19 protein-coding genes and 5 pseudogenes are annotated in these 26,122 nt (G+C 59.9%); 11 read left to right on the top strand and 13 right to left on the bottom strand.

What is annotated here, in order from left to right; all coding sequences use genetic code 11:
- The first annotated feature begins 6 nt into the window (after positions 1–6).
- Positions 7–1,797 (top strand): KinB sensor domain-containing domain, encoded by a 1,791-nt coding sequence (locus JFV26_RS24270; protein WP_201195986.1) that lies wholly within the window; start codon positions 7–9, stop codon positions 1,795–1,797.
- Positions 1,798–1,806: 9 nt separating this feature from the next.
- Here JFV26_RS24270 and JFV26_RS24265 read toward each other — a convergent pair.
- The 7 genes and pseudogenes from JFV26_RS24265 to JFV26_RS24235 form a co-directional block, all read right to left on the bottom strand.
- Positions 1,807–3,422, bottom strand: a pseudogene (locus JFV26_RS24265) (EAL domain-containing protein).
- Positions 3,423–3,495: 73 nt separating this feature from the next.
- Complete coding sequence (locus JFV26_RS24260; protein ID WP_201195984.1) at positions 3,496–4,275, bottom strand: N-acetylmuramoyl-L-alanine amidase; 780 nt, start codon at positions 4,273–4,275, stop codon at positions 3,496–3,498.
- 103 nt (positions 4,276–4,378) lie between these two features.
- A pseudogene (locus JFV26_RS24255) lies at positions 4,379–6,489 on the bottom strand (GGDEF domain-containing protein).
- Positions 6,486–7,363, bottom strand: a pseudogene (locus JFV26_RS24250) (endonuclease/exonuclease/phosphatase family protein). The pseudogenes JFV26_RS24255 and JFV26_RS24250 overlap by 4 nt, the downstream one beginning before the upstream one ends.
- 14 nt (positions 7,364–7,377) lie before the next feature.
- Positions 7,378–8,019, bottom strand: a complete 642-nt coding sequence (locus JFV26_RS24245) for a thiol:disulfide interchange protein DsbA/DsbL (protein WP_201195982.1) — start codon at positions 8,017–8,019, stop codon at positions 7,378–7,380.
- Between the two features lie 200 nt (positions 8,020–8,219).
- Positions 8,220–8,831, bottom strand: a complete 612-nt coding sequence (locus JFV26_RS24240; RefSeq protein WP_201195980.1) for a c-type cytochrome — start codon at positions 8,829–8,831, stop codon at positions 8,220–8,222.
- A gap of 46 nt (positions 8,832–8,877) precedes the next feature.
- Positions 8,878–9,168, bottom strand: a complete 291-nt coding sequence (locus JFV26_RS24235) for a c-type cytochrome (protein ID WP_201195978.1) — start codon at positions 9,166–9,168, stop codon at positions 8,878–8,880.
- 191 nt (positions 9,169–9,359) lie between these two features.
- Between JFV26_RS24235 and yihA the strand changes: the two genes are divergently transcribed.
- Positions 9,360–10,001: a ribosome biogenesis GTP-binding protein YihA/YsxC gene (yihA, locus tag JFV26_RS24230; RefSeq protein ID WP_092275538.1), complete on the top strand. Its 642-nt coding sequence runs from the start codon at positions 9,360–9,362 to the stop codon at positions 9,999–10,001.
- A 294-nt stretch (positions 10,002–10,295) separates the two neighbouring features.
- Here the strand turns inward: yihA and polA are convergent, their stop codons facing one another.
- Positions 10,296–13,067: a DNA polymerase I gene (gene polA / locus JFV26_RS24225; RefSeq protein ID WP_201195977.1), complete on the bottom strand. Its 2,772-nt coding sequence runs from the start codon at positions 13,065–13,067 to the stop codon at positions 10,296–10,298.
- A gap of 74 nt (positions 13,068–13,141) precedes the next feature.
- On the opposite strand from polA, the gene JFV26_RS24220 reads away from it, so the two are divergent.
- Positions 13,142–13,432: a DUF2782 domain-containing protein gene (locus JFV26_RS24220; protein ID WP_201195976.1), complete on the top strand. Its 291-nt coding sequence runs from the start codon at positions 13,142–13,144 to the stop codon at positions 13,430–13,432.
- A 60-nt stretch (positions 13,433–13,492) separates the two neighbouring features.
- Positions 13,493–14,442 (top strand): annotated as a pseudogene (locus tag JFV26_RS24215) (homoserine kinase).
- Between the two features lie 80 nt (positions 14,443–14,522).
- Here the strand turns inward: JFV26_RS24215 and JFV26_RS24210 are convergent.
- Positions 14,523–15,443: a metal ABC transporter solute-binding protein, Zn/Mn family gene (locus JFV26_RS24210; RefSeq protein ID WP_201195975.1), complete on the bottom strand. Its 921-nt coding sequence runs from the start codon at positions 15,441–15,443 to the stop codon at positions 14,523–14,525.
- A 66-nt stretch (positions 15,444–15,509) separates the two neighbouring features.
- Here JFV26_RS24210 and zur point away from each other — a divergent pair, with 66 nt between their 5' ends.
- Genes zur through JFV26_RS24190 form a run of 4 tightly spaced genes read left to right on the top strand, consistent with a single transcriptional unit; the run spans position 15,510 to position 18,312 of the window.
- Positions 15,510–15,992: a zinc uptake transcriptional repressor Zur gene (gene zur, locus JFV26_RS24205; RefSeq protein ID WP_201195974.1), complete on the top strand. Its 483-nt coding sequence runs from the start codon at positions 15,510–15,512 to the stop codon at positions 15,990–15,992.
- Positions 15,992–16,777: a zinc ABC transporter ATP-binding protein ZnuC gene (gene znuC / locus JFV26_RS24200; protein ID WP_201195973.1), complete on the top strand. Its 786-nt coding sequence runs from the start codon at positions 15,992–15,994 to the stop codon at positions 16,775–16,777. The genes zur and znuC overlap by 1 nt, the downstream gene beginning before the upstream one ends.
- Positions 16,770–17,558: a zinc ABC transporter permease subunit ZnuB gene (gene znuB / locus JFV26_RS24195; RefSeq protein WP_054047998.1), complete on the top strand. Its 789-nt coding sequence runs from the start codon at positions 16,770–16,772 to the stop codon at positions 17,556–17,558. The genes znuC and znuB overlap by 8 nt, the downstream gene beginning before the upstream one ends.
- A gap of 37 nt (positions 17,559–17,595) precedes the next feature.
- A complete protein-coding gene (locus JFV26_RS24190) occupies positions 17,596–18,312 on the top strand; it encodes a PA5502 family lipoprotein (protein WP_201195972.1) in 717 nt (238 codons plus the stop codon).
- A gap of 119 nt (positions 18,313–18,431) precedes the next feature.
- On the opposite strand, the gene katE is transcribed toward JFV26_RS24190, so the two are convergent.
- Positions 18,432–20,570, bottom strand: a complete 2,139-nt coding sequence (gene katE, locus JFV26_RS24185; protein WP_201195971.1) for a catalase HPII — start codon at positions 20,568–20,570, stop codon at positions 18,432–18,434.
- A gap of 265 nt (positions 20,571–20,835) precedes the next feature.
- On the opposite strand from katE, the pseudogene JFV26_RS24180 reads away from it, so the two are divergent.
- The 3 genes and pseudogenes from JFV26_RS24180 (at position 20,836) to JFV26_RS24170 (ending at position 23,399) form a co-directional block, all read left to right on the top strand.
- Positions 20,836–21,842, top strand: a pseudogene (locus JFV26_RS24180) (methionine ABC transporter ATP-binding protein).
- Positions 21,842–22,537, top strand: a complete 696-nt coding sequence (locus JFV26_RS24175; protein ID WP_201195970.1) for a methionine ABC transporter permease — start codon at positions 21,842–21,844, stop codon at positions 22,535–22,537. The pseudogene JFV26_RS24180 and the gene JFV26_RS24175 overlap by 1 nt, the downstream one beginning before the upstream one ends.
- A gap of 88 nt (positions 22,538–22,625) precedes the next feature.
- Positions 22,626–23,399 carry a MetQ/NlpA family ABC transporter substrate-binding protein gene (locus JFV26_RS24170; protein ID WP_201195969.1) on the top strand — a complete coding sequence of 258 codons (774 nt, stop codon included), beginning with the start codon at positions 22,626–22,628 and terminating at the stop codon, positions 23,397–23,399.
- A 116-nt stretch (positions 23,400–23,515) separates the two neighbouring features.
- Here the strand turns inward: JFV26_RS24170 and JFV26_RS24165 are convergent, their stop codons facing one another.
- From JFV26_RS24165 to JFV26_RS24155, 3 genes are read right to left on the bottom strand one after another with little or no spacing between them, the layout of a single operon-like run.
- The gene (locus tag JFV26_RS24165) at positions 23,516–24,151 is read right to left on the bottom strand and encodes an SCO family protein (protein WP_201195968.1); all 636 of its coding nucleotides are present in this window, start codon (positions 24,149–24,151) and stop codon (positions 23,516–23,518) included.
- On the bottom strand, positions 24,148–25,047 hold the full coding sequence (gene cyoE / locus JFV26_RS24160) for a heme o synthase (protein WP_201195967.1): 900 nt from the start codon (positions 25,045–25,047) through the stop codon (positions 24,148–24,150). The genes JFV26_RS24165 and cyoE overlap by 4 nt, the downstream gene beginning before the upstream one ends.
- Positions 25,035–26,114, bottom strand: a complete 1,080-nt coding sequence (locus JFV26_RS24155) for a COX15/CtaA family protein (RefSeq protein WP_201195966.1) — start codon at positions 26,112–26,114, stop codon at positions 25,035–25,037. The genes cyoE and JFV26_RS24155 overlap by 13 nt, the downstream gene beginning before the upstream one ends.
- Positions 26,115–26,122: the final 8 nt, after the last annotated feature.

Raw genomic sequence — 26,122 nt, 5'->3', positions numbered from 1 at the left:
CATTCGATGAAACTCGCGATGAAGTTGCGGACCCGGTTGTTTCTGAGTATCTCGGCACTGATCACCGTGGCGTTGCTCGGGTTGCTGCTAGGGCTGGTCAGCGTGATGCAGATGGCCGGAACTCAAGAAGCGCTGGTCCGCAATAACTTTGTCACCCTCGATTTGGGTCTTAAGTTGCGCCAGACGCTGGGCGACCAACTGATCATCATGCTTGGCGAGAAAGCTGATCCCGCGGTATTCGAGGCCTCCAAGCAGCATTACTTTCAATTGCTCGATGAAGGCATCGCCCATGAGCAATCCGGCGATGGTGTCCAGTACGGTTTCAGTCAAGCCAAGACGGATTACCTGAGTTTTCTCCAGGCATACAGCGAGTCCCGCGACCCGACACATGTGTTGAGTGGCAATGAAGCGCTCACGGAAAAATTCAACGCGTTGCGCAATGGCTTGATCTCCGAACACAAGCGCGCACTGGACAATATCAATGACACCCAGCAAAAGGCCCGTGATCGAGCGCTGCTGATTGCCGGCCTGCTCGGTTTGGTCGGGCTGGCGGTATTAATCATTGGTTTCATCACGGCTCACGCGATCGCCCGACGTTTTGGCGCGCCAATTGAAGCCTTGGCCAAGGCCGCGGACAACATTGGCCAGGGCAATTTCGAAGTGACGCTACCGCTATCCTCGGCGGCGGAAATGAATCAGTTGACTCGACGCTTCGGGATCATGGCCGAGGCCTTGCGCGAGCACCAAGCGACCAATGTCGACGAGTTGCTGGCCGGCCAGCAACGTTTGCAGGCGGTACTCGACAGTATCGATGACGGTTTGCTGATGATCGACCGAGAAGGTCATCTGGAGCACCTTAACCCGGTGGCACAGCGGCAATTGGGTTGGGATACCGAGCGTCTCGGCCAGGGGTTGGGCGCGGCGCTTGACCGTCCTGAGCTGGACGAGCAACTGCAAATGGTGCTGCGTGGCGGTACGCTGGAGCGGGCGCCGGAAGACCTGAGTGTTGAAGTCGATGGCGAGTCGCGGCTGTTGACCTACAGCCTGACCCCGGTCAGTCATACCCAGGGGCATATCCTTGGCGCGGTGATGGTGTTGCATGACGTCACCGAGCAGCGGGCGTTCGAACGGGTGCGCAGTGAGTTCGTATTGCGTGCCTCCCACGAGTTGCGCACGCCGGTCACCGGCATGCACATGGCGTTCGGCCTGTTTCGTGAGCGAGCGAAATTTCCGCAGGACTCACGCGAAGCGGACTTGCTCGACACCGTGAACGAAGAAATGCAGCGCTTGATGCAGTTGATCAACGACCTGCTGAACTTCTCCCGTTACCAGAACGGTTTGCAGAAGCTCACGCTGGGGCCGTGCTCCATCGAAGACTTGCTGGAGCAGGCGCAGGACCGTTTTGCGGGGGCCGCCGCTGAGAGGGGCATCGACTTGCTGGTGGAAGTGCAGGGGCCCTTGCCGCGATTGCAGGCGGACCAGGCGCAGTTGGATCGAGTGCTCGATAACCTGATCGACAATGCCTTGCGCCATACCGCAGAGGACGGGCAGATCCGCTTGCAGGCCCGGCGCCACGGCGAGCGGGTGATAATCAGCGTCGAGGATAATGGCGAAGGCATTGCCTACGGCCAGCAAGGGCGGATCTTCGAGCCGTTCGTTCAGGTCGGCCGCAAAAAGGGCGGTGCCGGGCTGGGCCTGGCGTTGTGCAAGGAAATCGTGCAATTGCATGGCGGGCGGATGGGGGTTTATTCGCGGCCGGGGCAGGGTACGCAGTTCTATATGGCTTTAGCGGTATGAAAGCCGCTTTTACGCTTCGTCATCCAACCGTCGGTTGGTCAGGCGCCGGCCACGGGTAATCAGTTCGATGAACTGCACGGCACTCAGCGCATGGGCGAACAGCCAACCCTGACCGAACTTCACGCCTTCGCTGCTCAGGAACGCCGCTTGGGCTTCATGCTCGATGCCTTCGGCGATCACCTTGAGCTGCAGGGCCTGGGCCATGTGAATGATGTGCGGCGCTACACCGCTGCTGGCGGCGTCATGGCCCAGGGCATCGATGAAAGCCTTGTCGATTTTCAGGCAATCCACCGGCAAGGTTTGCAGGTAGGCCAGGCTGCAATAGCCGGTGCCGAAGTCGTCGATCAACACCTGATGCCCGACATCGCGCAAGGCTTGCAGGTTTTCCCGGCCACCACCACATCAATCAACCCGCGCTCAGTCACTTCGAAGGCAATCTGCTTGGCTGCGACCCTATGCAAGGTCAGCAGGCGCGCCATCACCTGGCCGATGCGCGGCACCATGACATCGCAAGCTGCGAGATTGACCGAGATATAGAGCTGCGGATTGGCCCGGAGCAGTTGCCCCAACTGTTCAAGCAAGCGCTGCAAGACGAAGTCGGTCATCTGGCGGATCTGCCCGGTGTTTTCCGCCATGGGGATAAACAGATCGGGGCTGGTCAGCGTGCCGTCCGGTCGTCGCCAGCGCAGCAAGGCTTCAGCGCCGACGCAGTGGCGGCTGTCGAGATCGAAGATCGGTTGATACAACACCTGCAACTCGCCACGGCGTATCGCGCCATGCAGTTCGGCATCCAGCGATTGACGCTGGCGCACCAGCAGGAATACCAGGAAACCGACGAAAGCACCGAGCGCCAGACTCGCCGGCAATAGCCACCACCAGACCGCAGGCACATGCATGCCGGAGCGTGGAGAGATCAACACCAACTGGTACTCGGGATTGTGGGTGGGCATGCGGTAAATCAAACGGCTATGCGTCACTTGCAGCGCGTCGCCGCTCATCGGTGGCCAGGGTTCCGTCGGTGGCCAGGCCTGCTCGACGCCCAGCACCGGAATCGCCCGGGTCCCATGATCGAGCACTACCAGCAGACTGCTGCCGGGCGAGAGATCGACCATGTCGGTCAAATGCCCGCGAGAGGTCGCCACCCTGAAATTGCCACGACCGAGCATCAGCGCCGCGCGGTTTTCATCGGGTTCGGTGGTGGTATTGAGCCAATAACTGTAGGTGGGGCCTTTGATGTCCGGCGGTCGTACTACCGACAGCCCTTCCTGGCGAGGGCGGTTGGAGCAGATCAGCGCCGCGTCCATATAAGCGGCTTCGTAGACGAAGCGGTAGCTGAAACTGATCTGCTGCAAGGTGGCGATCATTTCGTCGTCGCAGGTTCGCAACGGCTGGGCTTGCAGATCATCGAGGCTTTCGCGCAGTTGCCCGAACAGCTGTTCCAGACGAGCGAGGAAGCGCTCGCCCTGGGCGTTCATTTCCTGGCTTTCGTCTTGCTCGACTTGATGCATTGCCATAAACAGACTGCCGGCCATCAGCAGTGTTGCGCTCAAGACAGCAGCCATCATCGCCAAAAACCAGGGGCGATAGAACCAACTACGCAACCTCTCGCGCGCTGCAGGCATCATGGAATATCCGAAGTATTACCAATGAGTTATAGCTGCTGATTTGGGTTTAGGGCTGACCGTCGGGCGGGCGTCATTATTTTGTCTGATTAAGCACCAAAAGCATGGCCGCGGTTTGCGCGTCCGGGGTGCCGTCGAAACGCGAAGGGCGGAAATGCATTTGGAAGGCTGCCAGCACATGCCGGGTAGCCACATCCAGTTCGCCGGTCTGCGGCGTCGCGTAGCCCAGGCGCGCGAGCTCTTCCTGGAACCAGCCGATGCTCGGCAACTGTGCCACGAATTGTGCTTGGCGGCTGGCGACGGCTTGCTCGTTTGGCCAGATGCCCAGGCCTTCAGCGGCCAGGCGCTTCCAGGGGAACAGCGGCCCCGGATCAAGTTTGCGCAGTGGGGCGATATCGCTATGGCCGATGATGTGGCGGGGGCTGATGCCATTACGTTTGCTGATGTCCTTGAGCAGAACGATCAAGGCCTGGACCTGAGCTTCGCTGTACGGATACCAGAGGCGACCGGTCGGCGTGTCGCGGAAACCCGGATTGACGATCTCGATGCCGATGGAACTGGAGTTCAACCATGTCCGGCCTTGCCATTCACTTTCTCCGGCGTGCCAGGCGCGCAGGTTTTCATCGACCAGTTTGTAGACGGTCGCGCCCTTGTCGTCACCGATCAAGTAGTGGCTGCTGACTTCGCCATGGGTCAACAATTGTAGCGAACGCTCCAGCGACGCGGAGGTGTAGTGCACCACCACAAACTGCACGCGGCTGTCGTGATTGGCGGAAGGGTGGCTGGTGTCGAAACGAGGACCGCTGGCACAACCGGCCAGCAGTAGAAGCGACACAACGAGAGCAAGATATTTCATGGCGGAAGGCAGTACGCGCAAGACGATAATGCAACAGTGTAACGTAATGCTTTGCTTGTCGACGGCAAAAGGGCTGCTTTACACAAAATGAGACAACTGGGCTTTAGCCCAGCTCCACACGATTACGCCCGGCGTTCTTGGCTCGGTATAGCGCCTGATCGGCTCTTTTAAGCACCATGTCGCTATGCTCGCCGGGCTTGAATGCTGTGAGTCCCATCGAAATAGTGACGGTCACTCGCTCACCCTTGAAGTGAAAAGGGCAAGCTTCAATCGACGCGCGCAGGGTTTCCAGCAATTTTGCCCCGACAGCCGGTACTGTGGCGGGCATCATCAAGACGAACTCTTCACCACCAAAGCGGGCAATGAAGTCTGACCCGCGCAGGCGTTTGTGCAGCACGCTTGCGATGATTTTCAGCACTTTGTCGCCCGCCAGGTGCCCGTAGTTATCGTTGATGCGTTTGAAATGGTCAAGGTCGAGCATGGCCAGCATTAACGTATTGCCATGCTGCTGCCACTCGCCTATTTCGTGTTCCAGTCGTTCGCTCCAGGCGGCGCGGTTGGGCAGGCCGGTCAGCGGATCGATCAGGGCTTTCTGACGCTGTTCCTCAAGGTGCTCGCGGTAACCCATGGCTTCCTGCTCCATGTGCGCGACCCGTTCGGCCAGGCCTTGCAGGCGGGCCGCGACTTCTTGCTCACGCTCGTCTCGCTGCTTCTGATGCTGGTCCATGGTGCCCAGCAGACCTTCGAGATGGTTTTCCAGTACGTGCTTGAGGTCTTCCAGGTCGGCCGCGTCCTGCATGCTCGTTTGCAAGCCGTCGACTTGTTCGCGGATCTGCGTGTCCATCTCCCGTGCAGCGGAGCGGTTATCGGCATGACCGGCGCTGGCGGCTTGCAGGTTGCTCTGGAAGGACTCGAGGCGCTCGTTGAGTTGCTGCAAATAGGCTTCGAACTCGTGCTGGCCGCTGTCGGTGATCGCCAGCATCAAGGTCGCGAGATCGTCGAGGATCGGTAGCAGTTCGTACCAATTCAGCCCATTTTGCAGGCGACTGCGCATTGCCTCGGCTTGTGGGCGATGGCGTTCCGGCAGCGTCAAGTCGTCGAGCAGGCCCAGCAGTGTTTCTTCAATGTGCGCGGCGACGGAGCTATAGGACGGCTCCGGTGAGTCGGGCAGGGCGTAGAGGATGTCTTGTTCGGGGTGTTCCGGATCAATCGCGGCCAGTGCCTGCGCCATGGCTGAAGGTAAGGGCAGGCTGTCGAGGAATACCGGTGTGTCAGAAACAGCCGCTGGAGTCAGTTCATCAGGGTTAATGGCCGGTTGCGCGGGCGCCGCAGGCGCGATGATCGATGGCATCGCTTCGTGGGGCTGTTCAGCGGCAGGCAGCGAAGCCGGGATTTGGGTTGGCGCGCGCTCTATCTGCGGCTCCAGAACCGGAGGGACGAATGTTACGACATCGGGTATCGGTGGCGGTGATTGCAGCGGCTCCGGTGGCTCTGGCATTGCGGCGGCGATCGGCGCTGCTTGGGCTGTCGGCGGCATCTCTTGCGGCACATGGACGGTTGGCGCGGGCTCAGCCTTTGGCTGCGGTGCCTCGGCCGGAGCAGGAGACGGCGGCTCAGCAGATTGTTGGGTCGGCGCCTGAGCCTGCGTGGGGGGATGGGGGCAGCGACCGGTGGCGCTGACTCTTGCGCTTCCCGATTGCCGAACAACCGTTGCAGTAAACCTGGACGACCATGTTCGGCCGGGTTCTCCAACTGGTTCAGGGCTTTGCCTTGCAAGCCGCTCAGTTCGCTGAGCAACAAAGGAATCTCTCGGGCCTGGCCGACGCGCCCGTCCAGTTGTTTGGCAAAGGTCTTGAGGGGGCGGCTGACTTCCCGAGGCAATGGCAATGCCTGGAGCTGCGCGACCAGCGCGTTCAGTGCAGCGCTGACCTGATCCGCCCGGGTTTCGCGGCGCTGCTCGGAGTCGAGCACGGCTTTTTCCAGGCGTGGCAGCAACGCCGCCAGGCCGGCATCCATGTCATCGCTGCGCACGACTTCGCGCATTTCCTTCATGCACAGGTCAACCGCGCGGTCGGTACCCTCAGCCGCCAGGGTGCTGCGTACCAGCCCGCGCCGCAGCAAGTCGAGCCGGGCGTCCCAACGACGTTCGAGCTTTTCCTGTTGTTCGATGCTCTTGAGGTACTTCTCTTTCCAGCGTTGTGCTTCGTCGCTCATTCATGGGATCCGCGAGGGGCAGGACTCAACGCGGGCAATGCATCGGCCGTGAGCGAACCCGGCAGACGAATCTCTACCGCGACCGGCAGGTGATCGGAAATCGGTTGTGCCAGCACTTCGACCCTTTCAAGGGTCAAGGTCGGGCTAAGCAGAATATGGTCCAGGCAGCGTTGCGGGCGCCAGCTGGGGAACGTCGCTTCCAGTTGCGGCGCCAGCAGGCCGAGGTCGCGCAGCGCAGAGTTTTGCAGCAAATCACTGGCGTGGGTGTTCATGTCGCCCATCAGCACCTGGTGTTTGTAGCCGCCGATCAACTCGCGGATGTAGGCCAGTTGCAGGCTGCGTACGCGGGCGCCGAGTGCCAGGTGCATCATCACGACAACCAACGCCTCGGGACCTTCGCCGAAACGCACCAGGATCGCCCCGCGACCCTTCGGGCCCGGTAGCGGATGGTCTTCAATCGCCCATGGGCGCAGGCGGCTGAGCACGCCATTGCTGTGCTGGCCGAGGCGACCGAGGTTGCGATTGAGTTGTTGATACCAGTAAGGGAAGGCGCCGAGCTGGGCCAGGTGTTCGACCTGATTGACGTAGCCTGATCGCAGGCTGCCGCCATCGGCTTCCTGCAAGGCGACCAGATCGAAGTCGCCGAGCAGATTGCCGATTTTTGCAGGTTGTCGGCACGCCCGGTGTGCGGCAACAGGTGTTGCCAGCCACGGGTCAGATAGTGCCGATAGCGCTCGGTACTGATGCCTACCTGGATATTGAAGCTGAGCAAGCGCAGACGACTGTCTGCGGGCAGGCCCGTCGATTCCAGGTGATGCGTGTTGATCTGCGGTTCATGCAGGCCAACCACGCGTTCAGTACCCCAGCGGCGCATGGCAGGGGCCGCGCTTAGTTGGCAGCAGCCTTGTTAGCCGCTCGCTCTTGGGCGACCAGTTTGTCGGCCAATTGCAGGGCTTGCTCGGCGCCGCCGGCGGAGCCCACGTCAAAGCGATACTTGCCGTTGACGATCATGGTTGGAACGCCGGAGATCTCATACTTCTTCGCCAGTTCTTTGGCCTGGACGACTTTGCCTTTGATGGCGAAGGAGTTGAAGGTGGCCAGGAACTTGTCCTTGTCGACGCCCTGAGTGGCCAGGAACTCTGCCATTTCTTCTGGCGTGGTCAGGCGCTTGTGTTCTTTCTGGATCGCTTCGAACACGGCGGAGTGAACCTTGCTCTCAACGCCCATGGCTTCCAGGGTCAGGAACATTTGACCGTGAGCATCCCAAGGGCCGCCGAACATGGCTGGAATACGTACGAAGTTCACGTCGGAAGGCAGTTTCGCGACCCAGGGATTGATCACTGGCTCGAATGCATAGCAATGCGGGCAGCCATACCAGAACAGCTCCACCACTTCGATTTTGCCAGGGACAGCCACCGGGACAGGATTGGTCAGTTCAACATAAGGTGCGGCGGGTGCTTCAGCGGCTTGTGCGGTCATGCCGAACAGGCTGGCAGCGACGAGTGCGGCGCTGATGATCAGATTACGCATGCTTTACTCCTGGACAAATTGGGTCGCCTCGCGCGGCCTGTTTTCAGACAGGTCATGGCGGGCTTGAGTTCTGTAGTGTAACGGCAGCGGCCACAAAAAAGGGCGGCCAAAGCCACCCTTTTTATGCTTGCATCGACGGATTAATCGAGCGTTAACGTTGCAGGAGATGTCCATCGCCCGCAACGCTCGATCCGCAGGCCTTAGTGCAGGCCTTGAATGTAGCTGGACACCGCTGCAATTTCTTCGTCGCTCATTTTCTTGGCGATGGTTTGCATGATTTTGGTATCGCCATCGTTGGTCCGGCCGCCTTCTTCTTTTCGGAAGTCGGTCAGTTGCTTGGCGACGTATTGAGCATGCTGGCCACCCAGGTGCGGGAAGCCGGCGGCGGCGTTGCCTGCGCCATTCGGCGAGTGGCAACCGGTGCAGGCCGGCATGTTCTTGGTCAGGTCGCCACCACGGAACAGCGCTTCACCGCGAGCCACGACTTTAGGGTCGGCGGCGCCAACGCTGCCTTTCTGGCTGGAGAAGTAAGCGGCGATATCGGCCAGGTCCTGATCGCTCAGGTTGGTCAGCAGGCCGGTCATTTCCAGTACCGTACGTTTGCCGGACTTGATGTCGTGCAACTGCTTGTTCAGATAACGCTCGCCCTGACCTGCCAGTTTCGGAAAGTTAGGCGCCATGCTGTTGCCATCCGGGCCATGACAGGCGCCACATACTGCGGCTTTCGCCTGACCAGCAGTTGCATCACCTGCAGCATGGGCAATGCCGGAGATCCCCACGGTCAACAGCAGACTCACGATCAATTTGTTCATCAGCTAATCCAACTACGGCTAAGGGTTAAAGAGTTATGGGCCGGGCTTACTCGCTCATCCAGTGGATGATGGCTTGGTAATCCTCGGCACTGCAGTCCATGCACAAACCACGCGGCGGCATCGCCTTGAAACCCTGGGTCACGTGTTGCACCAGCGTCTCCATACCTTTCGCCAACCTCGGCGTCCAAGCATCCTGATCGCCCTTTTGAGGCGCCATGGGTAGTTGGCCGGAATGACAGGCACCACAAACACGGTTGTACACAGCTTCCGGATCCTGTGTAGCCTGCGCGCTGTAAAGCGGCATCAAGACCCCGGCAGCTAGCAGCCATTTCGTCATAAAACGACCTTTTCAGGGTTGAGAGCGTTCTGCGTTCTAGTGCGCAATCAAGGTCTATCGCTCTCGTGAACTTCATCCTACGCTGGGACAAAGCGCACACAAAATCTGCGGCATTATATACTGGCGTCACTGAAACGGAAACGACACCGCTTGCCGCGTCCATTCCCGGCGCCGCCCACATCGGAAATCCCATGCAACTCAAGAACCCCATCCTCGGCCTGTGCCAACAGTCCACCTTCATGCTCAGCGCTGCCAAAGTCGACCAATGTCCGGACGACGAAGGCTTTGAAGTAGCCTTTGCCGGGCGTTCCAACGCTGGTAAATCCAGCGCGCTGAACACCCTGACTCATGCCAGCCTGGCGCGGACCTCGAAAACTCCGGGTCGCACGCAGTTGTTGAACTTCTTCAAGCTAGACGATGATCGTCGTCTGGTCGACCTTCCAGGCTACGGTTATGCAAAAGTACCGATCCCGCTGAAGCTGCATTGGCAGCGTCACCTGGAAGCTTACCTGGGCGGTCGCGAGAGTTTGAAAGGTCTGATCCTGATGATGGACATCCGTCATCCAATGACCGACTTCGATTTGTTGATGCTCGACTGGGCAGTCGCCAGCGGCATGCCGATGCACATTTTGCTGACCAAGGCCGACAAGCTGACCTACGGCGCGGCGAAAAACGTGCTGCTCAAAGTGCAGGCCGATATCCGTAAGGGTTGGGGCGATACGATTACCATCCAGCTGTTTTCGGCACCAAAACGCTTGGGCCTGGAAGACGCCTACACTGTATTGGCAGGCTGGATGGAATTGGCAGACAAAGGCGCCGAGATTGCCGAGTAAGGCTTTCTTGCAGGCAAAAAAAACCCCGGACTTCGTATGGGGAGGGGGAAGTTCCGGGGTTCAAGTTCCGGACCGCTAGGGCGGGGTCCAGATATCTGCCAACACTTAACACAACATAGGAGCATCGAAGGGCTTCACCAGCCATTCAGTTACTCTGAGTTGCGGATCGCGGAATTAGTTCAGAAAATTTTAAAATGCCTTTGGAATAACCCGAAGCATTTTCCGAACTAATAGCCCTTCGCCAGATTCTGCCGCGGCACCATGCCGCAGCAGAAACGCCCCTTTTCAGGCGGCTCAGTGAGCCTCATCCCAGTTATTGCCTACGCCAACCTCTACCAGAAGCGGAACATCCAGCTTCACGGCGTTACTCATGTGGGCGCGAATTTCTTCACGTACCTGATCAACCAGATCCTCACGCACTTCAAGCACCAATTCATCGTGTACCTGCAGGATGACTTTGGCGTCCAGGCCTGACGACGTCAGCCAGTTATCCACCGCCACCATGGCTTTCTTGATGATGTCTGCCGCGGTGCCTTGCATCGGGGCGTTGATCGCCGTGCGTTCGGCGCCTTTGCGCAGGGCCGGGTTTTTTGCGTTGATATCCGGCAGGTACAGGCGACGGCCGAAAATGGTTTCGACGAAACCCTGCTCGGCAGCCTGGGTGCGGGTGCGTTCCATGTACTCGAGAACGCCAGGATAGCGGGCGAAATAGCGATCGATGTACGCCTGGGACTGTTTGCGATCAACACCGATCTGCTTGGCCAGGCCAAAAGCGCTCATGCCGTAGATCAGTCCGAAGTTGATCGCCTTGGCGCTGCGCCGCTGATCGGTGGTGACGGCCATCAGTTCGACCCCGAAGACTTCGGCGGCAGTGGCCTTGTGCACGTCCAGGTCGTTGCGAAAGGCGTGCAGCAAGCCTTCGTCCTTGGCCAGGTGAGCCATGATCCGCAGTTCGATCTGCGAGTAGTCCGCCGCCAGCAGTTTGTAGCCTTTTGGCGCGATAAACGCCTGACGAATCCGCCGACCTTCGGCGGTACGGATCGGAATGTTCTGCAGGTTCGGGTCACTGGAGGACAAACGCCCGGTCGCGGCGACGGCTTGATGATAAGACGTATGAATCCGTCCGGTGCGTGGGTTGATCTGCTCCGGCAAGCGGTCGGTGTAGGTGCTTTTCAGCTTGCTCATCGAGCGGTACTGCATCAGCACCTTGGGCAGTTGGAAATCCTGATCGGCCAGCTCCGCCAATACTGCTTCGGCGGTGGACGCCTGGCCTTTGGCGGTTTTGCTGAGGATCGGCAGGCCGAGCTTTTCGTACAGGATCGCGCCTAATTGCTTCGGCGAGCCCAGGTTGAATTCTTCGCCGGCGAGGACAAATGCCTCACGTTCCAGCTCGACCATCTTCTTGCCCAGCTCAATGCTCTGAATACCCAGCAGTTCGGCATCGACCAGCGCGCCCTGACGCTCAATCCGCGCCAGTACCGGTACCAGCGGCATTTCGATTTCGCTCAAGACCTTGCTCAGGCTTGGGATCGCATTGAGCTTGGCCTGCAAGGTTTGATGCAGGCGCAGGGTCACATCAGCGTCTTCAGCGGCGTACGGTCCGGCCAGTTCCAGGGCAATCTGGTCAAACGTCAGCTGCTTGGCACCTTTGCCGGCAATGTCGGTAAAGCTGGTGGTCGTGTGATTCAGGTACTTGAGCGCCAGGCTGTCCATGTCGTGGCGGGTCGCGGTGGAGTCCAGCACGTAGGATTCGAGCATGGTGTCGAAGGCGATGCCTTGCACGGTGATGCCGCAACTCTGGTCGCCACCGATGGCACAGTTGGCCAGGATGTTCATGTCGAACTTGGCGTGCTGGCCGACCTTGAGCTTGCTCGGATCTTCGAGGATCGGTTTCAGTGCCCGAAGCACGGTGTCGCGATCCAGTTGCTCCGGCACGCCCATGTAGGAGTGAGTCAACGGGATGTAGGCGGCTTCGTTGGCTTGTACCGCAAACGACAGGCCCACCAGTTGCGCCTGCTGCGCATCGACGCCGGTGGTTTCGGTGTCGAAGGCCATCAATTTGGCGTCGTTCAACTTCTTCAGCCAGAGATCGAAATCTGCCTGAGTGAGGATCGTCGTGTAGTTGAGTTCGGCTTCGACGGCGGCTTCTTCAGCCACCGGCGCGACAACTGCCTGGCCGGAACGCTTGGCGTCGCGCTGGTTATCGTCGAACCAGCTCCTGAACTCGAGCAGGGTGTAGAGCTCGGCAAGTTTGTCGTGATCCGGTTGGCCCATTTGCAGGTCGTCGAGGCCGATATCCAGCGGCACGTCGATCTTGATGGTCGCCAGCTTATAGGACAGGAACGCCATCTCCTTGTGCTCTTCCAGCTTGGCCGGCAGGGTCTTGGCGCCGCGAATCGGCAGGGTCGGGACAATGTCGAGCTGCGCATAGAGCTCGGTCAGGCCGCCGTTCACGCCCACCAGCAGGCCGGAGGCGGTCTTTGGGCCAATGCCCGGAACGCCCGGAATGTTGTCGGACGAATCGCCCATCAGCGCCAGATAATCGATGATCTGCTCGGGAGCGACGCCGAATTTCTCCTTCACGCCCTCCACGTCCATGCTGCTACCGGTCATGGTATTGACCAAGGTAATGTGCCCGTCGACCAGTTGCGCCATGTCTTTGTCGCCGGTGGAGATCACCACCGGGCGGTCGGCGGCCGCGCTGCTGCGGGCCAGGGTGCCGATCACGTCATCGGCCTCGACGCCTTCGACGCACAGCAACGGGAAGCCCAGGGCGATCACGCTTTGGTGCAGCGGTTCGATCTGCACGCGCATGTCGTCGGGCATGCTCGGACGGTTGGCCTTGTATTCGGCGTACATGTCATCGCGAAACGTCCCACCCTTGGCGTCGAACACCACGGCGAACGGGCTGTCCGGGTACTGCTTGCGCAGACTCTTGAGCATGTTCAACACACCCTTGACCGCGCCGGTCGGCAGGCCTTTGGAGGTGGTCAGCGGTGGCAGTGCATGAAAGGCGCGGTACAGGTAAGAAGAACCGTCCACCAGGACGAGGGGGGCTTGGCTCATGAGCAGGATCAACCTTTTCGGCGGGTCCGGCGCTAGAATAGCGGGACCGTTGACGACAAAGGGACAAGGTTATCATGCGCACACTAAATCGCCTGTTGCTGGCTGGGTTGTTTGCAGCCGTTCCGTTAGCCGTCATGGCGGCGGACGATGTATCAAAGGCTGAGCCGGAAGTCACGATCCACACGGAAGGGGACAAGGTCATTCAGGAATACCGCCAAAACGGCTTCCTGTATGCGATCAAGGTCACGCCCAAGGGCGCACCGCCATATTTTCTGGTGCGCGCGGACGGGACCGATGCAAACTTCATCCGCTCGGACCAGCCGGATATGTTGATTCCGTCGTGGAAAATTTTTGAGTGGAAGTAGTTTATTAATTTTAATTGGCGCCGGCTCGATCGCGGCGCCCGAACTGAGCAGTTTTTAACCATGTCTGTGTTTACCCCCTGGCTCGGCCCGAGCTGGAAACCTTTCTCGCCCCGTACGGGCTCGGCCGCCTGCTCGATTTCCAGGGGATTGCTGCCGGTAGCGAAAACACCAATTTTTTTATCAGCCTGGAGAAGGGCGAGTTTGTCCTGACCCTGGTCGAGCGCGGCCCGGTTCAGGAAATGCCGTTCTTCATCGAACTGCTCGACGTGTTGCACGATGCCGACTTGCCAGTGCCGTACGCGCTGCGCACCACCGACGGCGTGGCCTTGCGCGAATTGGCGGGCAAGCCGGCGCTGTTGCAGCCGCGTCTGGCCGGCAAGCACATCAAGGATGCCAACGCCCAGCATTGTTCACAAGTGGGCGAGCTCCTCGGCCATCTGCACCTGGCGACCCAGGCCAACATGATAAAGCGCAAGACGGATCGTGGCCTGGACTGGATGCTGGAGGAGGGCACGCAGTTGCTCTCGCACCTGAACGCTGAGCAAAGCGATCTGTTGCAACGGGCGCTGGATGAAATCACTCAGCGGAAAGAGAAAATTCTGGCGCTGCCACGGGCGAACATCCACGCCGACCTGTTCCGCGACAACGCGATGTTCGAAGGCACGCACCTGACCGGGTTGATCGACTTCTACAACGCCTGTTCCGGGCCGATGTTGTACGACGTGGCGATTGCCCTGAATGATTGGTGTTCGGACGAACAAGGCTTGATCGACGGGCCGCGAGCCCGGGCCTTGTTGGGCGCCTATGCGGCGCTGCGCCCGTTTACTGCGGCCGAGGCCGAATTGTGGCCGACCATGCTGCGCGTGGCGTGCGTGCGGTTCTGGCTGTCGCGGTTGATTGCCGCCGAGTCCTTCGCCGGACAGGATGTGTTGATTCACGATCCGATGGAGTTTCAGCTGCGCTTGGCGCAGCGGCAGAAGGTGAGTAATCCGTTGCCGTTTGCCCTTTAAAAATCAAAAGATCGCAGCCTTCGGCAGCTCCTACGGAGATCGGTGTAGGAGCTGCCGAAGGCTGCGATCTTTTTATGGGGTTACAACGACTCCAGGCACCCCGCCAAATCATTCCCCAACTTCTCCAGTACCTGTTCATACCCCTGAGCGGTCGCCGGGGTGTAGCCGCCCAGTGCATCCAGTTCCGCCAGTTTCACCGGCAGGCCGGCCACCAGGGTTTCCGCCAGACGTGGCCGCAGCGGCGGTTCGCTGAACACGCAAGTCTTGCCGACTTCCTGCAATCGCGTGCGCATCGCCGCGACATGCTGGGCGCCAGGCTGGACTTCAGCGGCGACGCTGAACACGCCGGTGTGCTTGAGGCCGTAAGCGTCTTCGAAGTAGTCGAACGCTTCGTGGAACACGAAGTAAGGCTTACCGGCGATGCCTGCCAGGCGAGCCTTCAGGCGTAGGTCCAATGCATCCAGACGCTCATCGAACGCCTTGAGGTTGCTCTGATAGCGCGCCGCATTGTCGGGATCGGCGGCACTCAGGTCGGTGGCCATTTTCGTGGCGATCACCCGAGCGTTGATCGGCGACAGCCACAAATGTGCGTCCAGGGTGCCCGGGCGATGATCGTGGTCATGTTCGTCGGCATCTTCGGCGTGAGATTGGCTATCTTCGGCGAAGTGTCGCAGCTTCATGCCAGGCAAATCCTGCACGGCTACGGTGGGCAGCGTGCGACCTTTCAGCACGCGCGGCAGGAAACCTTCCATGTCCGGACCGATCCAGTACACCAGATCGACCGACTGCACCTTGCGTACATCGGAAGGGCGCAAGGCGTAGTTATGCGGCGAAGCCCCTGGCGGCAGCAACACTTCCGGAATCGCCACGCCGTCCTGCACTGCCGCCGCAATCAACTGCAGCGGCTTGATGCTGGTGAGCACTTTGACTTCTGCTTGCGCCGAGCCGATCAACAGGAAACTTGCGATAAATGCGACAGGAATAGAAAAAAGTCGGGACACGATGACCACTCGAAGAGGCGAGAACGAGTAACATAATAACGTCTCTCACAAAACTCGTCGCCGCTCATGCCTAAAACACCGATTGCCAGCCGTCCCCACGACCACTCTCATTGCGTTCATAGCGCATTGTCTGAGGCCGATGCCTTGTGCGCACGTCAGGGGTTGCGCCTGACCGCCCTGCGCCGACGGGTGCTGGAACTGGTCTGGCAAAGCCACAAGCCGCTGGGCGCCTACGACATTCTGGCGGTACTCAGCGAGCAGGATGGCCGACGCGCCGCGCCACCGACCGTATACCGGGCGCTGGATTTCCTGCTGGATAACGGCCTTGTGCACCGCATCTCGTCGTTGAACGCCTTCGTTGGCTGCAATCACCCGGAGCACGCCCACCAGGGTCAGTTCCTGATCTGCCGCGAATGCCACGCTGCGATTGAACTTGAACAAAAATCCATCAGCGACGCGATTGTCTTCAGCGCCAAAGATGTCGGATTTGTCGTGGAGGCCCAGACCGTTGAAGTGGTCGGGCTCTGCTCGGGTTGCCAGGGGGCTTGATGAGCAACGCGCTGATCCGTCTTGAGCAGGTTGCCGTCACGTTTGCCGGGCAAAACGTCCTGGAAAACATTGATCTGAGCGTCGAACCTGGGCAGATCGTGACCCTGATCGGCCCCAACGGCGCTGGCAAAACCACTCTGGTGCGCGCCGTACTCGGCCTGTTGAAACCGGACAGCGGCAGTGTCTGGCGCAAGCCGAAACTGCGCGTTGGCTACATGCCGCAAAAACTTCATGTCGATCCAACCCTGCCACTCTCGGTACTGCGCTTTCTGCGCCTGGTGCCCGGCGTGGACCGGGCGCGGGCGTTGGCGGCCCTCAAGGAAGTCGGCGCCGAGCAGGTGATCGACAGCCCGGTGCAAACGGTGTCTGGTGGCGAAATGCAGCGTGTGCTACTGGCCCGGGCATTGTTGCGTGAGCCGGAACTACTGGTGCTCGATGAACCGGTGCAAGGCGTCGATGTGGCGGGTCAGGCCGACCTGTACAGCCTGATCACGCGTCTGCGCGACCGTCACGGTTGCGGCGTGTTGATGGTTTCCCACGATTTGCACCTGGTGATGAGCACCACCGACCAGGTGGTTTGCCTGAATCGCCACGTCTGCTGCTCCGGGCACCCGGAACACGTCAGCGGCGATCCCGCTTTCGTCGAGCTTTTCGGCAAGAACGCACAAAGCCTTGCGATTTATCACCACCATCACGACCATGCTCATGACCTGCATGGTTCGGTGGTCAGCGCGACCGCGTCGGCCCCACCCCACGTTCATGGAGATAGCTGCAAGCATGGCTGATTTTCTGCTCTACGCCCTGCTTGCAGGTCTGGCCCTGGCCCTGGTCGCGGGCCCGTTGGGTTCGTTCGTGGTCTGGCGCCGTATGGCCTACTTCGGCGATACCTTGTCCCACGCCGCGCTACTGGGCGTGGCCCTGGGCTTTCTGCTGGATGTGAGCCCGACCGTGGCGGTGACCGTCGGTTGCCTGCTGCTGGCAGTGTTGCTGGTGACTTTGCAGCAGCGCCAGCCGCTGGCGTCTGACACGCTTTTGGGAATTCTCGCACCGAGTACGCTCTCGCTGGGCCTGGTGGTACTAAGCTTCATGCATGAAGTGCGGATCGACCTGATGGCTTATTTGTTTGGCGACCTGCTGGCGATCAGCCCGACCGACCTGGCCTGGATCCTCGGTGGCAGCGCGGCGGTGCTGGCGTTGCTGGTGACGTTGTGGCGGCCATTGCTGGCGATCACCGTGCACGAAGAGTTGGCCACGGTGGAAGGTTTGCCGGTGGCGGCGTTGCGCCTGACGCTGATGTTGCTGATCGCCGTAGTGATTGCCGTAGCGATGAAGATCGTCGGTGTGTTGCTGATTACTTCGTTGTTGATCATCCCGGCGGCTGCGGCACAACGTCACGCCCGCTCACCGGAGCAGATGGCACTGGGCGCGAGCCTGCTGGGCATGCTCGCGGTGTGTGGCGGGCTGGCGTTGTCATGGTTCAAGGACACCCCGGCGGGCCCGTCGATTGTTGTGACGGCCGCCGCACTGTTTCTGCTGAGTTTTGTCCTGCCCCGTCGAGGGGTGTAGACTTGCTCGTTTTTTGCGCAAATAGAGAGTCGCAGGAATGAAGTCGTTCGCCTCCCGTTATCTGCTCCTTGTCGCATTTTCTCTGCTGCTGGGCGCCTGCCAAAGCACGCCACCGGCGGCCACCGATGCCCCCGATGCACGGGCCACGGCCATCGCACAGCTGGAACAAAACCTGGCCAGCAGCGAGCTGGCCACCGCCGAAGATCAACTGGCGGCCTTGCAGGCCCAGTCGCCCGACGACCCAAGCCTTGTGCAGTACCAACGGCAACTGGCCGAAGCCTATTTGCAACGCAGCCAGATCGTGTTGCAAAAAGGCGATGTAAACGCTGCCGCGACCGCCCTGAGCCGTGCACGGGCATTGATGCCCAAGGCCCCGGCGCTGACCGGTGGGGTTAACAACGCCATCGTCAATGCGCGCAAGGCTGAGCTGGACAAGGCTGAAGCAGCGCTGATGGCGGCTGAAGCCAAGCCGAAAGCCAAAGTCATCGACCCGACGGCTGAAAGCACCACGGTGGCGTTGAACCTCACCGATATGAGCAAGCTTCGTCATCAACTGGACGCTATCGCCGCCGATGTTGTGAATTATGAATGCGCCGTGAGCATTCAGGCGCCGCGTACCCAGGATTACCCGTGGTTGGCCACTCTGCTCACCAAGCGCGTGAAGAAGCTCGATTCGGATTTCGATTTGAAGCTGGAAAAACAGATTTTGCGCAATGTTCCGGCGCAGATCGTTCTAAGCCCGCGTAAACCCTGAAAAGCATCGCGGGCAAGCCTTGCTCCCACAGGTCCGCGGCGTTCGCTAATTATGTGAACAACGCGAACCCGTAGGAGCAAGGCTTGCCCGCGATGGCGCCTTTGCGATCAATAAAAAACTTAAGCCGGAATCGCCTTGGCCCTGGGCTCCCTGTCCCACACCCGATGCTGCCCGATGGCGGCAAAAAATGCCTTGAACAGCTTGGCATCCGCGCCAACGATCAATCCGGCATCCGCTTCCAGTTTCAACACATCCAGCAATTGCCTGGCTTCGCCATGCAGCGCGATTGCCTTCAGATGCTTGTAGGCCTCCAGCAAGTAATGCAACGCCACGCCATCACCGCTCAACGCCTTGATCGACGCCGAGCCACCCGGCACGAACACCGCATCGAACGCCACCGACGGCAGACCCTCCATCGACGCATCCACCGGCAGTGCTTTGCCATCGGCGGTTGTAACCGGCGCTGAAGTCGGCCCAAGCAATTTGGCATGAGCACCCTCGGCGGCCAGCGCTTTCTTCATCGCCTCGATCGCTGCACCATCGACGCCGTTGGCCGCAAGAATCGCCACTTTCCGGGTTTTGATGTTTTCTGGCAGCAAATTGGCCTGACTCAGCGCCGGCGAATGATCCAGCGACGTTTTACGCACATCAACAGTCCCGGCCTTCGGCGCCGGCAGCCCCAGGTTCTGCGCCACACGCTTGGCCAGTTCCAGGTCGATATTGGCGAGGATCTCGTTAACTTGCCGCTCACGAATCCACAACCGCTCAACCTTGCCCAACTCGAAGCTGTAAGCCGAGATGATGTGTTCCTGCTCGTGCTTGCTCATGCTCTTGAAGAACAACCGCGCCTGGGAAAAGTGATCGCTGAACGACTCGCTGCGCTGCCGGATCTTGTTGGCGTCGATGCGTTCCGGGTACGTCTCGAAGCCGCCGTCCTTCGCCGCCGCCGGGGTTTCTTTCGGCCAACCGCCATCAATCGAGTTGGGCTCGTAGGACGCGCGACCCTTGTCGATGGTGGTGCGGTGCAACGCATCCCGCTGGCCGTTGTGGAACGGTGCCAGCGGACGGTTGATCGGAATCTCGTGAAAGTTCGGCCCGCCGAGTCGGCTGATTTGCGTGTCGGTGTAGGAAAACAGCCGACCTTGCAGCAGTGGATCGTTGGAGAAGTCGATGCCCGGCACGATGTGTCCCGGGCAAAACGCTACCTGCTCGGTTTCGGCGAAAAAATTGTCCGGGTTACGGTTAAGGACCATTTTGCCCAGCGGTGTGATCGGGACGATTTCTTCCGGGATCAGTTTGGTCGGGTCGAGGATGTCGAAGTCGAAGCTATGTTCGTTTTCTTCCTCGATGATTTGTACGCCAAGTTCCCATTCCGGGTAGTCCCCGGCCTCGATGGCCTCCCAGAGATCGCGACGGTGGAAGTCAGTGTCTTTACCGGCGAGTTTCTGCGCTTCATCCCACACCAGCGAGCAAGTGCCGGCAGTGGGGCGCCAGTGAAATTTGACGAAGCGTGATTTGCCTTCGGCATTGATCAACCGAAAGGTGTGGATGCCGAAGCCCTGCATGCTGCGCAGGCTTTTCGGGATCGCCCGGTCGGACATCGTCCAGATGACCATGTGTGCCGACTCGGGTTGCAGGGACACGAAGTCCCAGAACGTGTCATGGGCCGAGCCGCCAGTCGGCATCTCGTTGTGGGGCTCGGGTTTTACCGCGTGGACGAAGTCGGGAAACTTGATCGCGTCCTGAATGAAGAACACCGGCATGTTGTTGCCCACCAGGTCGAAGTTGCCTTCGTCAGTGAAGAACTTCACGGCGAAACCTCGTACGTCCCGCACGGTATCGCCTGACCCGCGGGGGCCTTGAACGGTAGAGAAACGAGTGAATACCGGGGTTTTCTTGCCCGGATCCTGTAGGAAGCCAGCCTTGGTCAGGGCGAAATGGTTTTCGTAGGTCTGGAAGTAACCATGGGCGCCGGTGCCACGGGCATGAACGATGCGCTCCGGGATGCGCTCATGGTCAAAATGCGTGATCTTTTCACGCATGATGAAGTCTTCCAGCAGCGACGGCCCGCGGGCGCCGACCTTCAAGGTGTTCTGGTTATCCGAAACCTTCACGCCCTGGTTGGTGCGTAGCGCCTGTTCAGTGGCATCGGAGCGAAATTGTTCCAGGCTGTCGAGCTTGGCGTTGGTGTTGCCGCGGTCCAGGGTGTCGGTCCCGGCCAGTGCGCTTTTGGGGGCGGCAGGCTTTTTGGTACTCATCAGACGTAAACTCCTCGTTGCGATTCCCGCCGTAGCCAGGACTCTTGAGCAATTCCCCAGGCACGGCACCGGGGGCGTTTTCGAGTTGCCTAATTAGTGACTGATGAGGTTTTTAGCCGTTCCTTTTTTATGACCTTTGATCGCGTTATTTCCAAATGAAAGGTTGAATGCGGAATAAATGCTAATAACCTCTATACGGACAGGCTAAAATGCGCGCCCGGCTAACCGCTGATCCTTTTCCAACGCGCCCCACAAGGTTCGCTACGTGATCGAGTTTCAAAACGTCCATAAGACTTACCGCGTCGCCGGTAAGGATATTCCCGCCCTGCATCCGACCAGTCTGACGATTGAGAACGGTCAGGTCTTCGGCCTGATCGGTCATTCCGGTGCGGGAAAAAGTACCCTGCTGCGTCTGATCAATCGCCTGGAAGAGTCCAGTGGCGGCAAAATCTTCGTCGATGGCGAAGAAGTCACCGCGCTGGATGCCAATAGCCTGCGACGTTTCCGTCAGCAAGTCGGGATGATTTTCCAGCACTTCAACCTGCTGGCGTCCAAGACTGTGGCCGACAACGTCGCGCTGCCGCTGACCCTGGCCGGTGAGTTGTCCCGCAGCGAGATTGACCAGCGTGTGGCCGAACTGTTGGCCCGGTGGGTTTGTCCGACCATGCCAGGAAGTACCCGGCGCAGTTGTCCGGTGGCCAGAAGCAGCGCGTCGGCATCGCCCGCGCCCTGGCGACCAAGCCGAAAATCCTGCTGTGCGACGAAGCCACCAGCGCCCTGGACCCGCAGACCACCGCATCGGTCCTGCAATTGCTGGCCGAGATCAATCGCGAGCTGAAGCTGACCATCGTGCTGATCACCCACGAGATGGACGTGATCCGCCGCGTTTGCGACCAAGTGGCCGTGATGGACGCAGGCGTGATTGTCGAGCAAGGCTCGGTGGCCGAGGTGTTCCTGCATCCCAAGCACCCGACCACCAAGCGTTTCGTGCAGGAAAGCGAGCAGATCGACGAAAGCGAACAGCGCGATGACTTCGCTCACGTGCCGGGCCGTATCGTGCGTCTGACCTTCCAGGGCGAAGCGACCTACGCGCCATTGCTCGGTACCGTCGCGAGGGAAACCGGCGTGGACTACAGCATCCTGGCCGGTCGTATCGACCGCATCAAAGACGTTCCTTACGGGCAATTGACCCTGGCCGTCACCGGCGGCGACATGGAGGCGGCGTTCGGCCTCTTCACTGCGGCTGACGTCCACATGGAGGTGCTGCGCTAATGGAAACGTATGACGCTGCAGTAGAAACAATCAAAGCGTTCTTCAAGAACATCGACTGGCTGGAAATCGGGCTGGCCTCCAGCGACACGATGCAGATGCTCGGTGGTTCGCTGTTGTTCACTATCTTGCTCGGCCTGCCGCTGGGTGTGCTGCTGTTCCTGTGCAGCCCGCGACAGTTGCTCGAAAACCGAGCGGCCTACGCATTGATGTCGCTGGCGGTGAACATCCTGCGTTCGCTGCCGTTCATCATTCTGCTTATCGTGATGATCCCGTTCACGGTATTGATCACCGGCACTTCGCTCGGCGTTGCGGGCGCGATTCCACCGCTGGTGGTAGGCGCCACGCCGTTCTTCGCGCGACTGGTGGAAACCGCCCTGCGTGAAGTCGATCGCGGCATCATCGAAGCGACCCAGGCCATGGGCGCGACCACCAGGCAAATCATCATCAACGCCTTGCTGCCAGAAGCCCGTCCGGGTATCTACGCGGCGATTACGGTGACGGCGATTACACTGGTGTCCTACACGGCGATGGCCGGTGTGGTCGGCGCCGGTGGTTTGGGCGACCTGGCGATCCGTTTCGGCTACCAGCGTTTCCAGACCGATGTGATGATCGTCACCGTGGTGCTGTTGCTGGTGCTGGTGCAGGTTCTGCAGATGGTTGGCGACAGGCTGGTCGTACATTTCTCGCGTAAATAACAGTTCTCGTAATCAAGACATGAGCCGGCCATTCGCTGGCAGGCGCCACACGGGCGCCGCAAGCGGGTACCCACAAGGAGTTAGCTGAATGAAAAAACTACTCGTCGCGTTCGCTGCCGTTGCCGCGTTCTCTGCCCAGGCTGCTGAAACCCTGACCGTCGCCGCGACTCCGGTTCCGCATGCGGAAATCCTCGAGTTCGTGAAACCGGCCTTGGCCAAAGAAGGCGTGGACCTGAAAGTCAAAGTCTTCACCGACTACATCCAGCCGAACGTGCAGGTCGCCGAGAAGCGTCTGGACGCCAACTTCTTCCAGCACCAGCCGTACCTGGATGAGTTCAACAAAGCCAAGGGCACCCATCTGGTTGCTGTTGCCGGTGTGCACCTGGAACCGCTGGGCGCTTACTCCAGCAAGTACAAAACCCTGGCCGAACTGCCTGGCGGCGCCAACGTGGTGATCCCGAACGACGCCACCAACGGCGGCCGTGCGCTGTTGCTGCTGCAGAAGGCTGGCCTGATCAAGTTGAAGGATTCGAACAACATCCTGTCGACCATCAAGGACATCACCGAGAACGCCAAGGACCTGAAGTTCCGTGAACTGGAAGCCGCGACCATCCCGCGTGTGCTGACCCAGGTCGACCTGGCTCTGATCAACACCAACTACGCGCTGGAAGCCAAGCTTGATCCGTCCAAGGATGCGCTGGTCATCGAAGGCAACGACTCGCCTTACGTGAACATCCTGGTGGCCCGTCCGGACGACAAGGACAGCGACGCGATGAAGAAACTGGTCGCTGCGCTGCACAGCCCGGAGGTGAAAGCGTTCATTCTCGAGAAGTACAAAGGCGCGGTATTGCCGGCGTTCTGATCTAGAGATCAAAAGTAAAAGATCGCAGCCTTCGGCAGCTCCTACACAGGCATCGGTATCGACCTGATTCTGTAGGAGCTGCCGCAGGCTGCGATCTTTTTTTGTGCCTCAAAAAGCTATTGGCGTTTAAGCATCACCGGCAACTGCGCTACCAACTTCACGTTGTTCAGCGGCGCGCGAATGAACCCACGCTGCGTCCCGTCCGGCCCGATCACCGCGAGATTGCCGCTGTGGTCGACCGTGTAGTCAGGCTTGCTGGTGTCCGCCGGAATAAACGGAATGCTTACCGCGTTGGCGAGTTTCTGGATGTCTTCCACCGAAGAGGCGGTCAGTCCCTGGAACTGCGGGTCGAAGTAACCCAGATATTGTTTGAGCTGCTTGGGCGTGTCGCGGTTCGGGTCGACGCTGACCAGGATGATCTGCAACCTGGCCGCCGCTTCCGGCGGCAGTTCGCTTTTGATCTGGCGCAGTTGGGCGAGGGTGGTCGGGCAGATGTCCGGGCAGAAGGTGTAGCCGAAAAACAACAGACTCCACTTGTCTTTCAGCTCGTTGACCGCCACCGGTTTGCCGTCCTGGTCGGTCATCGTCACGCTCGGCAGGCTGCGGCTTTGCGGCAACAGGATGATCCCGGCGTCGATCAGCGCCGTCGGGTCACCCTGGCCCTTGCCGGACAGCACTTTGTTGACGGTCAGGCCCAGCACAAGCGCGATCAGGGCAACGAGGATGAAGACGGTTTTCTGAGTTCGAGTCATAGGTTCAACAGTAAGTAGTGGTCTACGAGCAGCGCGATAAACAGCAGGAACAAGTAGTAAATAGAGTACTTGAACGTGTTGATCGCCGCGTGCGGCCGAGTGCCACGGTACAGCACCACGGCCCATTGCAGAAACCTCGCGCCCAGTCCCAAGGCACAAACGAGGTAGAGCACGCCACTCATGTGGATCACATACGGCATCAGGCTGACCGCCAGCAGCGCGAAGGTGTAAAGCAGGATATGGACTTTGGTGTAGTGTTCGCCATGGGTCACCGGCAGCATCGGAATGTCGGCCTTGGCGTACTCCTCTTTGCGGTGAATGGCCAAGGCCCAGAAGTGTGGCGGGGTCCAGGCGAAGATGATCAGCACCAGCAGCAACGGCTCGGCTCCGATATGGCCGGTCGCGGCGGTCCAGCCCAGCAGCGGCGGGGCAGCGCCGGCCAGGCCGCCGATGACGATGTTCTGCGGCGTCGCGCGTTTCAGGAAACCGGTGTAGACCACTGCATAGCCGAGCAGGGAGGCCAGGGTCAACCAGGCAGTCAGCGGATTGGTGAACGCCAGCAACAACGCCTGACCGAGCAGCGCCAGCACCAAGGCAAAGGTCAACGCTGCTGCGGGTGACACCCGGCCTTCAGCCAGCGGCCGCTTGTGAGTCCGGGCCATGACCGCATCGATCCGCCGGTCCACCACATGATTGACCGCCGCCGCGCCACCGGCACACAGGGCGATCCCCAGATTACCGAACACCAGCACCGTCCACGGCACCCCGGCGCGGGTCGCGAGGAACATGCCCACCAAGGATGTGATGAGCATCAGCACCACCACTTTCGGCTTGGTCAGTTCCAGATAATCGCGCCAGATTGCCTGACTGTGACGTTCACCGATCAGAGTCGCCATGGCATTTCTCCTTTTATTGTTATGGGCCCGGCGGAGTGTTTACGCAGGCTGAAGCGCCAGCGCGCAGGGGATTGCTGCTTGACCCGAACCAGACTGGTTCGCGCGTGATAATTGACCAGCACCATCGTCAGCAACAGCGCCGCACCGCCCGCGTTATGGGCAACGGCAATCGGCAACGGCAGGTGAAACAGCACGTTGCTGATGCCTAGGGTGATTTGTGCGCCGAGGGCGATCAACACAAGGCCTGCGAGACGAGTCATGCCGACCACTTTCAGTTGCCAGGCCAGGCCCAGCAGCACCAGCGTCACCAGCAGGGCGCCGATCCGGTGGGTCAGGTGAATCGCGGTGCGGGCATCGCTGTCCAGTTGTCCGCCGAGGTAATTCGGGCCGATGTGTTGGGTCAGGTGAAAACCGTTGGCGAAATCAGCCGGTGGCAGCCATTGGCCGTGGCAGGTCGGGAAGTCGATGCATGCCACTGCCGCGTAATTGGAACTGACCCAGCCGCCGAGGGCAATTTGCAGAATCACCAGCAGTAATCCGGCGGTCGCCCAGTACTGCAAACGCTTTGGCACGGTCAGGGCCGGTAATACGCCGGACAGTCTGAGTGTCAGCAGAAACAACAAACTCAACGTCGCGAACCCGCCAAGCAAATGCCCGGTGACCACTTGCGGCCAGAGCTTGAGCGTCACCGTCCACATTCCGAACGCCGCTTGGGCGAACACCACCGCCAACAGAAACAACGGCAACTTCACCGGTTGTCCAGGGTGACGACGATGCACCCAGGCGCGCCCGGCCAGCACCGAGATCAACAGCCCCAGGGTGCCGGCGAAATAGCGGTGAATCATCTCGTTCCAGCCCTTGTGAGCCACCACCGGCGTATCGGGGAAGTGCAATTCGGCATGGGCCAGTTGGGCTTCGCTTTTCGGCACGCTGATAAAGCCGTAGCAACCCGGCCAGTCCGGGCAGCCGAGGCCGGCGTGGGTCAGGCGCGTGTAGGCACCGAGCAACACCACAATCAGTGCCAGCAGGGTGGCAAACAGTGCGAGGCGAAATCCAGGTTTGGCCATGACGATGC

This window comes from Pseudomonas sp. TH31, assembly GCF_016650815.1.
Lineage (GTDB): Bacteria > Pseudomonadota > Gammaproteobacteria > Pseudomonadales > Pseudomonadaceae > Aquipseudomonas.
Note: the sequence above shows the minus strand (reverse complement) of the source record. Positions and strands in the feature narration are given on the sequence as shown.